The 4,563-nt window shown below is 60.7% G+C and carries 3 protein-coding genes, 1 tRNA gene and 1 pseudogene; 4 read left to right on the forward strand and 1 reads right to left on the reverse strand.

The features are described from left to right. Window positions 1-225: 225 nt before the first annotated feature. A tRNA-Ser gene (locus tag DLJ49_RS20820) sits at window positions 226-315 on the forward strand. 175 nt (window positions 316-490) lie between these two features. Continuing rightward, on the forward strand, window positions 491-667 hold the full coding sequence (locus DLJ49_RS21970) for a hypothetical protein (RefSeq protein ID WP_158547543.1): 177 nt from the start codon (window positions 491-493) through the stop codon (window positions 665-667). Window positions 668-831: 164 nt separating this feature from the next. On the opposite strand, the pseudogene DLJ49_RS22945 reads toward DLJ49_RS21970, so the two are convergent. Then, window positions 832-1,998, reverse strand: a pseudogene (locus tag DLJ49_RS22945) (recombinase family protein); the annotation flags it as partial. 83 nt (window positions 1,999-2,081) lie between these two features. Between DLJ49_RS22945 and DLJ49_RS21975 the strand changes: the two are divergent. Then, window positions 2,082-2,249 carry a hypothetical protein gene (locus DLJ49_RS21975; RefSeq protein WP_158547544.1) on the forward strand — a complete coding sequence of 56 codons (168 nt, stop codon included), beginning with the start codon at window positions 2,082-2,084 and terminating at the stop codon, window positions 2,247-2,249. Window positions 2,250-2,652: 403 nt separating this feature from the next. Further along, window positions 2,653-4,179, forward strand: coding sequence for a recombinase family protein (locus DLJ49_RS20840; RefSeq protein WP_158547545.1), 1,527 nt, complete (start codon window positions 2,653-2,655; stop codon window positions 4,177-4,179). Window positions 4,180-4,563: the final 384 nt, after the last annotated feature.

Raw genomic sequence — 4,563 nt, forward strand, 5'->3', positions numbered from 1 at the left:
CAAACGGTACCTGCGCTCCATACGCTGAAGGCACCCGACCCGAACATCACCATGAGGCCGTGACCTCGAAAAGGACCATGACCCCGGCACGGACGCAGAAACAGGCTTGACGAGGAACCGCAATTAAAGGGCCGATTCAAGGGGTTCGGCCGGGTCGGGGCCCTTCGACGGGTTGTGGCGAATTCCCCTTGAATCTCGGGCGCTTGGGCTGATAGGGACGGAGGTGGAGACGTGGCCGAGTGGTCGAAGGCGCTCCCCTGCTAAGGGAGTAGGCGGGAAACCGTCTCGAGGGTTCGAATCCCTTCGTCTCCGCCAACTCGGAACAAAAGTGGGAACTGCGTCGAGCACCCTCTCGCCCTGCATGACGGCTTGCTCCAGCTTTTCCCTGCTGCCCCTGATGACCACTGTATCCTCGCGCACGTGGATGTCGGAGATCAGCGCGCGCAGGTAGGGTCGGGAGCGCCCGGCGTCTGCGGACAGCTTTTCCCGCATGAAGGCTGTGAAGCTGGCGATCTTCTCGGTCGTCACCCTCAGCTCCGGGGCGAGTTCCAACGAGGCGCGCTCCACCATCGCCTCGAGCCTTGAGATCCGGTCCTTCGTCTTATCGATCCGCTCCCGGAACATGACGTCGTCAAGATCGGCCAGTCCCTTCTCGATCGCCTCGTAGAGGCGGTCCAGTTTTCCCCGCTCCTTACCGAGTTCCTCCCGATGCGACGCGAGCCGCGCTGCCTTGGCTTCCCCGTCCGCAGTCTGGCGATCGATGAGAGGTGCGAGGATCTCCCGGATCCGCTCGTGCTTCAGCAATTTCTCCTCGACGCCGCCGATGACGAGCGCATCGAGGTCACCCGCCGGGATGCGCTTGCCGCTACAACCTCTGGTTCCCTTGCTCATCCGGGCCTGACACTCGTAGTAGTGGTACTTCCCACTCTTGGCCGCCTTCCTCGTCATACCGCCCCCACAGACGGGGCACGCGAGCAATCCGCCGAGCAGCGCCTCGCCGGTCCCTGTTCTTGGGGGGGTCGACTTCGGATTGCGGCTCTTCAGGGTTCTGCCGACGAGATCGAATGTCCGACGTGACAGGATCGAAGGGCATTGGACCTTGATGCGATCTTTCGGGTCCGGCGCATTCCTGCCGAATATGAATTCGCCAACATAAACCGGGTCCGTGAGAATGCGGTGAATCTGATTCACGCCCCAAAGAGCTCCTCCGCGCGTGCGGAAGCCGTTCTCATTCAACCAGACGGTCAGTTTCTTGACAGCCAGCGGCCCCTGCTCATCGTCCCCTTCGAGGAAGAGCTCGAAGATCTTTCGTACGACTGCAGCCTCCTTGTCATCCACTGCGAGCTTCTTCTTGACCTTGTCGCCCCGCATTTCGGCAGCCTCGAGGCAATAGCCGAAGGGAGGAGGCGACCCGTTCCAGAAGCCCTGCCGCGCATTTTCCTTGCGCGCCCGCTTCACATGTTTCGCGTTTTCAGCCGCCTGATATTCGTCGAACAACGCGATAATCCTGCGGCAGAAGTCGCCCACGGGATCGGTGCCCACATTCTGGGTTATGCTCTGGACCTCGACGCCATTCTGCCTGAGCTCTCGCACGAGGAGCTCGCTTTCGATTTCATTTCGGCTGAGGCGGCTGAATGAGTGAACGAGAATAATGTCAAAGGGCCGGTCCTCGCGAAGGGCGGCCTCCCTCAACGACATAAGGCCGGGTCTTTTTTCTGTCCGCCCTGACTTTGCGTCCGAAAATTCACCCACGACCTCCCAGCCGCGTGCCGTGCAAAAAATATTGCACTGTCTGCGCTGGTCCGGGACTGAGACCTCCCGTTCCGCCTGCTGACCTGTCGATACCCTCAGGTAAATCGCTGCGCGCTTTCTATGGCCTGTCGCGATATTGCCTCGCTCGGCTGTCATGCCCGCAGACAATTCGTTTGTGCTGTCGCCGCGCTGCGTTCCACCGTGTCCTTTATGCTCGTCGTTACATTTAATTCTCTTGCGCGCCATTCTTCATTCCTCGCCTATTAATATTCGCGTTCGCGGATCTCTTTCGCCAACCACTCCGTGAGGCGGTCGACGGGGGAGTCCGGATGCACCGGATCACGGCACGCAGCATCACGTGGGGGCGCAAGGGTGTCAACGGCGACTGGTTCGGGTGCCCGTTCACGAGGCCGAATCTTGCAAAATTGGCCATTCTGGCCGTTAACGAAGAAAATAAATTCCTCGCCAACGTATTGATCCGAGATGCGGTGGCGTAGATATTCGCGGCATTCCGACGGTCGCGTGTACGGGGGCCGGAGGATCTTGACGACATCATCGTGATGTGTCCGGCCGCGGCCGCTCCCGCGAGCTTGGAGCGTCAAGCTTGGAACCCGTATCGCCCCCCAACCGGCGGTCGCGCGATCGCGATCGGACTTCACCCAGGAAAGCGAAGCCGAGGAAGGCGCCCTATCGCCCTGAAGTCACCGGCCTCGACCATGCTCCAGACATCTCGCTGGAGGAGGTGCATGCGATCGAGGGCACCCTCCAGGAAGAGTTGGAGCGCCTGCTCGCTGGCAAGTCGGACTGAGCGGAGCAGCAGAGGAGCTGACTGAGCCAGTCAAGAAGAAGGAATGAAGAGAAATGTCTATCAATAAGCAACATCATACCAAAGGCACGCGCGTGGCATTCTACCTGCGCGTTTCTACCGGTCCACAGGCGGAACGGGATCTTTCGATCCCGGACCAGCGCCGGCAGATGAAGATGCGCTGCGACATGGAGGGCTGGAAGGTTGTGGGGGAGTTCAAGGACGCCTGCTCTGCCAAATCGGACCGGCGCCCCGGCTTCCAGGAATTGTTCCAGGTTATCGAGGGAGGAGGGAAGCCATTCGACATCGTCATGGTGCATTCCCTTTCCCGCTTCTTTCGCAACGCGGTAGAGCTGGAGTTGAGGTATCAGCAGCTGCGCAAGCTGGGGATCCGTCTGATCAGCATCAGCGAGGAGACCGACGATACGCCAACGGGCCGAATGGTTCGTGGGATGTTCGCTCTTAACGACGAGATACTGTCCTACAAGATTTCGAGAGACGTTTCTCGAAGCCTGCGCGAGAATGCCCGCCAAGGATTCTGGTGCGGTAGTACACCTCCCTACGGATACTGCCTCGAGGACGCGGAGCGGCGCGGGGCCCGTGTGAAGAGGCGCCTGGCGGTCGACCCGGTCGAATCTGAACTCGTCCGTCAGGTCTACCGCCTCTACCTGAGCGGCAATGGAAGCTCGGGACCGATGGGCGTGAAGGCCATTGTTAACTGGCTCAACGAGAATGGCCACCGGACCCGGAAAGGTTCGCTCTGGGGCGTGGGTGCGGTACACCGGCTTCTGACCGATCCGGTCTACAAGGGTGAGTATCGGTACAACCGCAACGGTTCCGTGGAAGAGGTCGTTGAGGTCGATGTGCCGTCCACCATCGACGCGGCAACCTTCGACAGAGCGCAACGGTCATTGCGTCAGAAAAACCCGCGCAAGACCGCCCCCCGGACGTCGAACGGGCCGACGCTGCTCGGCGGCATCGCCAAGTGCGGCAAGTGCGGGTCCGCGATGACCAAGAGAACCGGGAAATCCGGCCGATACCGATACTACGCGTGCTCCGCACGCAATCGCACGGGCGAGCAAGCGTGCGAGGGGCAATCCGTCCCGATGGAGGATCTCGACGACCTCGTCACAGATCACGTCTCGCGTCGCCTGCTGAACGAAGCCCGGGCCGAAGCGCTTCTGCGCGAGCTCGTGAGACGTCAGGCGGCAAGCGATGTGACGAAGATGCACGCGCTGGAAGCCCACAGGAAGCGCTTCGACGATGCCGAAGCGGGCCTCAGGCGCCTGTACACCGCCATCCAGCACGGCATCATCGACCCGGACGATCCAACCCTACGCGAGCAGATCCAGACCGCAAAGGCCGAGCGCGATGCTGCCCGTGCGAACGTGTTGGCCATGGAGCGCTCGCTCGCCCCCGAGAACAGGCTCGGCGCCCAGGCCACCGGTCAGTTCACGACGCTTCTGCGGAATGCCCTTGTGCGCGGACCGATCAGTTTCCGCCGGGCCTACCTGAGGGCCGTGCTCGAGCGCGTCGAGGTGCATGACGAGTTCCTTCGGATTCATGCCCGCGCTGATACGACAAAGATCAACAATGAGCCAAGGCTGGCGGCGGCCGCGTAATGGCGCGACCGCACCGGCTTGGTGTGCACCAGGACAACTCATTCATTCACTGAAACGGGAGCCAAGCATGAAAACGAAGAAGACTGCTCACTTGCCAAAGGACGCGAAATCGACTGCGGCTGGCCTATACGCAAGGAGCGCGACTTTCGATACGGCCCAGATGTTGGCGCAGCTCGCTACTGCTCGAGAATTCTGCGCCACGTCGGGATTGGTAGAGGCTGAGACCTTTATGGAATTATCCATGTGAACCGGCGTGGAAAAAGGGCTCTGACTCAATCTTGGTGCAGTTACCTTGCGTCATGCTGCGATCATTCTCGCCTTGAGCAGGTCGAGTTTGGCGCGGCCGTACATTTGGCGCTTCAGGGTTTTCAGGCGGTTGATCTG

The organism is Rhodovulum sp. 12E13 (assembly GCF_003340565.1).
Lineage (GTDB): Bacteria > Pseudomonadota > Alphaproteobacteria > Rhodobacterales > Rhodobacteraceae > HLUCCA09.